The organism is Aeromonas sp. R3-1 (assembly GCF_040908345.1).
GTDB lineage: Bacteria > Pseudomonadota > Gammaproteobacteria > Enterobacterales > Aeromonadaceae > Aeromonas > Aeromonas veronii.
In genome coordinates this window covers 1-5,754 of the sequence record NZ_JBFODN010000272.1, presented here as the reverse complement: position 1 = coordinate 5,754, position 5,754 = coordinate 1, and the positions used below count along the sequence as shown (strand labels likewise).

The following is a 5,754-nucleotide window of genomic DNA, read 5'->3' as shown; positions in this document are numbered from 1 at the left end:
CCAGCGTGGTGCAAAACAGCGGCGCCCTGCCAGCCCGGGTGTGGGAGGCGTTGACCCTGCAGGCGATCCTCAACGGCCAGCAACAGCAGGCCAACTATCTGCTGGAGAAGGCGGCGAGTCGCGGCCGCTCGGTGCTCTATTACATACTGCAGGGCAAGCTGGCGGAGCTGGATGGTCGCCCCGAGGCGGCGGGTGATGCCTACAGTCAGGCCTTCCTGATGGAGGCGACCGAGCAGACCTATCTGCTCTGCCAGCAGCTCGGTTTCTACAGCAATATGGAGAGCCTCACTCCGGCCCTGTTCAATGCGCTGGGTCAGAGCAAGGTGAAGCTCTTCTAACACCGCAGTGTTGGTTTTCCCCCGGTCGGTGCGGTTGCCGACCTCATCCACAGGCTGCCTTCGGGCGGCCTGTGCTGTTTCTGCTCGTCTCAATCTGCTTCTTTGCCACCGGGGATAGCCGCTCTGGTGCGGCCCGATTTATCCCCCCGCAGCTCCCCACTATCCCCACTATCCCCACTTGCCTTTGCCTTGCACGCGGCATTCGCGGCACTCGCGTTTGTTCGGCTTTACGCCGAGCGCGCAGCTTCTGACATCTGCTCATGGTTGGCGGCGGGATAAGCTGTCTGTCACGACCCATTTCTCATTGCTGACCGGTTATCGCCGTTGCGCTTTACCTCTGAGTTTGGATTGTGATGAGCCGAGCGAAGGGGAAAGCAGGAGGTGAGCGGCCACTCAGGGTGATGGTCAGTTGGGCGTTCGGATGGTTACAAGGGGAGGGGGCGCAATGGGCGCTGCTTTATCCCGGGTTTATCTGGCCAAAAATATCAAGACGGCGAGATAAGGGGGTTATCAAGGGGAAAAAATTGGGCAGAAGGATATCAAGGTTTTATCAAGATGGCGGTGCACCATGATGCCAATCTACTGTTTTTGAATGGTTTTTATCAAAAATAATGAGGCGGCGAAAAAAGTTGCCTCATATTTTTATCCGTTAGCTGGTCTTTATGTTTTCCGGGGATGAGAGGCCTAGTCTGTGCCCATTCTTTGGCGGGGCGTTCCGCCAAATGTGTATGTGACGACCCGACCTTTTATAGAACCGGAGATCTTATGTCCCTAGATACGAGCAAGAAGATTGGCCTTATCGCCTGTACAGGTGTGGTGGCCGGCAACATGATGGGGAGTGGCATCGCGCTGCTGCCTTCGGCACTGGCCACCATCGGCTCCATCTCTGTCTTTAGCTGGGCAATCTGTCTGGTAGGCGCCATGGGCCTCGCCTTCGTCTTCGCCCGCCTTGCTACCAAGAACCCGCAAGAGGGTGGCCCCATTGCTTACGCTGGCGAGATCTCTCCGGTGTTCGGTTTCCAGACCGGTGTGCTTTATTACCACGCCAACTGGATCGGTAACCTGGCCATCGCCATTACCGGCGTCTCCTACCTCTCGGTCTTCTTCCCCATTCTCAACAGCCCAATTCCGGCCGCCGCAGCCACTATCGCTGCCGTCTGGATCTTCACCTTCGTCAACCTGCTTGGCGGTAGCTGGGTGAGCCGACTCTGTACCCTGGGTCTGGTGCTGATCCTGCTGCCGGTTGTCGGTACTGCGGTGATGGGCTGGGGTCATTTTGATGCCACTGTCTACAGCCAGAACTGGAACACCACCAGCGGTAGCGACCTGCATGCAGTCATCAGTGCCGTGCTGATCTGCCTCTGGTCCTTCGTCGGTGTTGAATCTGCCGCCGTCTCTTCCGGCATGGTGAAGAACCCCAAGCGCACCGTACCGCTCGCTACCATGCTGGGTACCGGTATCGCGGGTGTTATCTACATCCTCTCTACTCAGGTGATCAGCGGCATGTTCCCGGCCGGTGAAGTGGCAGCCTCCGGCGCCCCGTTTGCCATGGCCTCTTCCGCCATCTTCGGTAGCTGGTCTGCACCGTTTGTTTCTGCCTTCACCGCTCTGGCCTGCTTCACCTCGCTCGGTTCCTGGATGATGCTGGTGGGCGAAGCGGGCAAGCGTGCCGCCAACGACGGCAACTTCCCGAAAATCTACGGCGAAGTGGACAAGAACGGCGTAGCCAAGAAGGGTCTGATCCTGGGTTCCCTCAAGATGACTGCCCTGATGGTTGGCCTGACCGCCTTCACATCCCAGTCCGCTCACGCTGCCGATCTCTTCAACGTGCTGACCACAGATGCGGTGCTGCTGACCATGCTGCCCTACTTCTACTCCAGCATTAACCTGATCCGCTTCGAGGGCATGACCTCCCGCAGCATCGGCGCGATGATCTTCTCCGGTGTGGCCTGTGTCTTCTGTCTGGTGGCCCTGATGGGTGCCAAGGGTTCCAACCTTACCGCTACCTTCGTGGTGTCGCTCATCATCCTGATGTTCTACGCCAAAAAACAGGGTCTGCGTCAGCACGATGCCCTGCTGAGCGAACAGCCCAGCAACTAATTCCCCCTTTTATCTTCCGAGCGCTCTTCACTCACCATCCCTGATGGAGAGCGCCCCTTTACGTGTGGAGCATTACGATGAATATCATTGCCATCCTCAACCACCTGGGCGTTTTCTTTAAAGAAGAACCCATTCGCCAGCTGCAAGCCTCCCTCGAGCGCAAGGGTTTCGAGGTTGTTTATCCGGTCGACGTTGCCGACTTGCTGAAACTGATCGAGAAGAACCCCCGCGTTTGCGGCGCCATCTTCGACTGGGACAAATACTCCCTGGGTCTGTGCAAGGAGATCCACGATCGCAATGAGAAGCTGCCGATCTTCGCCTTCGCCAACGACCAGTCCACCCTGGATATTCACTTGACCGACCTGCGTCTGAATGTGCACTTCTTCGAGTACCGTCTCGGCATGGCCGACGACATCGCCCTCAAGATGGGTCAGGCCACTCAGGAGTATCAGGACGCCATCCTGCCGCCGTTCACCAAGGCGCTGTTCAAGTACGTGGAAGAGGGTAAATACACCTTCTGTACTCCGGGTCACATGGGCGGTACCGCCTTCCAGATGAGCCCGGCCGGCAGCATCTTCTATGACTTCTACGGCCCGAACGCGTTCAAGGCTGACGTCTCCATCTCCATGCCGGAGCTGGGCTCCCTGCTGGATCACTCAGGTCCGCACAAGGAAGCCGAAGAGTACATCGCCCGTACCTTCAACGCCGATCGCTCCTATATCGTTACCAACGGCACCTCCACTGCCAACAAGATCGTCGGCATGTACTCCGCGCCGGCCGGCAGCACAGTGCTGGTTGACCGTAACTGCCACAAGTCGCTCACTCACTTGATGATGATGAACGACGTGACGCCGATCTACTTCCGTCCGACCCGCAACGCCTACGGCATTCTGGGTGGTATCCCGCAGAGCGAGTTCAGCCGCGACACCATAGCTGCCAAGGTTGCCGCAACACCGGGTGCCCAAGCTCCCCGTTACGCCGTCGTCACCAACTCCACCTATGATGGCCTGCTCTACAACACCGGCTTCATCAAGGAAGCGCTGGATACTCCTTACATCCACTTCGACAGTGCCTGGGTGCCTTACACCAACTTCAGCCCGATCTATGAAGGCAAGTGCGGCATGAGCGGCGAAGCGATGCCGGGCAAGGTGTTCTATGAAACCCAGTCCACCCACAAGCTGCTGGCGGCCTTCTCCCAGGCCTCGATGATCCACATCAAGGGTGACGTGGAGGAAGAGACCTTCAACGAAGCCTTCATGATGCACACCTCCACCTCGCCGCAGTACGGCATCGTGGCATCGACCGAGATCTCCGCTGCCATGATGCGTGGCAACACCGGCAAGCGTCTGATCAAGGACTCCATCGATCGCGCCATCTCCTTCCGCAAAGAGATCAAGCGTCTGCGTGATCAGAGCGAAGGCTGGTTCTTCGACGTATGGCAGCCGGACAACATCGACACCGTCGAGTGCTGGAAGCTGGATCCGAAAGATGACTGGCACGGCTTCAAGGACATCGATGACAACCACATGTACCTGGATCCGATCAAGGTCACCCTGCTGACTCCGGGTATGGGTCGTGACGGCCAGCTGCTGGAGAAGGGCATCCCTGCCTCTCTGGTCTCCAAGTTCCTGGACGAACGCGGCATCGTGGTCGAGAAGACCGGCCCTTACAACATGCTGTTCCTCTTCTCCATCGGTATCGATCAGTCCAAGGCGATGCAGCTGCTGCGCGCCCTGACCGAGTTCAAGCGCGGCTACGACCTGAACCTGACCATCAAGAGCATCCTGCCGAGCCTCTATCGTGAAGACCCGAGCTTCTACGAAGGGATGCGTATCCAGGAGCTGGCCCAGCGCATTCACGAGCTGACCAGCAAGTACCGTCTGCCGGAGCTGATGTTCAAGGCGTTCGACGTACTGCCGGAGATGAAGATGACTCCGCACGCCGCATGGCAGCAGGAGCTGGCCGGCAACGTGGTGGAAGTGCCGCTGCGTGACATGGTTGACCGCATCAGCGCCAACATGATCCTGCCGTACCCGCCGGGAGTTCCGCTGGTACTGCCGGGCGAGATGGTGACCCAGGATTCTCTGCCGGTGCTCGAGTTCCTCGAGATGCTGTGCGAGATCGGTGCCCACTACCCGGGCTTCGAGACCGATATCCACGGCCTCTATCGTCAGGCCGATGGCAGCTACACCGTCAAGGTGCTGCGTTAATCGACAGTGACAACAGTCGAAAGTGACAACAACGGGCCGCAAGGCCCGTTTTTCCCTCCGGAATTCCTGTTCTTATTGCGTGAGTCGCCAACCATGAAGCGAGTGCTCTCCATTCAATCCCACGTAGTCTTTGGCTGTGCCGGCAACAGCGCCGCCGTTTTTCCCATGCGTCGCCTCGGGATCGAGGTGTGGCCGATGAACACGGTGCAGTTCTCCAACCACACCCAATACCGCGAAGGCTGGCAGGGGATGGTGATGCCCGGCGGCCATATCCGTCAGCTGGTAAACGGCCTGGCGGAGATCGGCGTGCTGGCCGAGTGCGATGCGATCTTGAGCGGCTACCTCGGCTCGGCCGAACAGGGGGAGGAGATCCTGGCGGCGGTGGCCCGGCTCAAGGCGCTCAATCCGGCCGCCCTCTATTTTTGTGACCCCGTGATGGGTCATCCCGACAAGGGGTGCATAGTGGCACCCGGCGTCGCCGATTTTCTGAAAAACCGGGCACTGGCCTGCGCCGATATGTTGGCCCCCAATCTGCTGGAGCTGGAACAGCTCACCGGCCGCGATATCCGCAATGTGCCGGAGGCCATCGAGGCGTGCCAGCAACTGCGCGCGCAAGGGGTCAAGCTGGTGATGGTCAAGCATCTGGGCAAGGCCGGCTTTGCCATGGACCGCTTCGAGATGTTGCTGGTGTGCGAGGAGGGAACCTTTCATCTCTCCCGCCCGCTCTACCCTTTTGCTCGCCACCCCATCGGGGTGGGGGATCTGCTGAGCGCCACCATGCTGGCCAATCTGCTGGCCGGTTGTACCCCGGTAGCTGCGTTCGAACTTACCAACGCCAGCGTGGATGCCGTGCTGGCTCGCACCTGGCTGGCGGGGGCCTACGAGCTGCAACTGGTGGCGGCCCAGCATGAGATGGCGCTGCCGCAGGTCTCCATCCGGGCGACCCGCCTCTGAGCTGTTTGCGCCAACAGCAGAAACAACAAAGCCCTGATCATCAGGGCTTTTTATATGTCAGTGTCCCGTCCTGAATATGGTTTACACCTTTCCCCCCAATAAATGGAGAGCCCGATGGGACAAGGTGTGAAACGGACACAGCGCGATTACTC

Annotated in this window: 3 protein-coding genes and 1 pseudogene; all 4 read left to right on the top strand. The window is 58.9% G+C overall.

Annotation, left to right across the window (positions count from 1 at the left end; translation table 11 throughout):
* Positions 1–338, top strand: a pseudogene (locus tag AB5Y85_RS19435) (transcriptional regulator CadC); the annotation flags it as partial.
* A 765-nt stretch (positions 339–1,103) separates the two neighbouring features.
* Complete coding sequence (gene cadB / locus AB5Y85_RS19430; protein WP_005338486.1) at positions 1,104–2,438, top strand: cadaverine/lysine antiporter; 1,335 nt, start codon at positions 1,104–1,106, stop codon at positions 2,436–2,438.
* Between the two features lie 77 nt (positions 2,439–2,515).
* On the top strand, positions 2,516–4,648 hold the full coding sequence (locus AB5Y85_RS19425) for a lysine decarboxylase CadA (RefSeq protein ID WP_058059046.1): 2,133 nt from the start codon (positions 2,516–2,518) through the stop codon (positions 4,646–4,648).
* A 93-nt stretch (positions 4,649–4,741) separates the two neighbouring features.
* Positions 4,742–5,602: a pyridoxal kinase PdxY gene (gene pdxY / locus AB5Y85_RS19420; RefSeq protein ID WP_213390046.1), complete on the top strand. Its 861-nt coding sequence runs from the start codon at positions 4,742–4,744 to the stop codon at positions 5,600–5,602.
* The last annotated feature ends 152 nt before the right edge of the window (positions 5,603–5,754 follow it).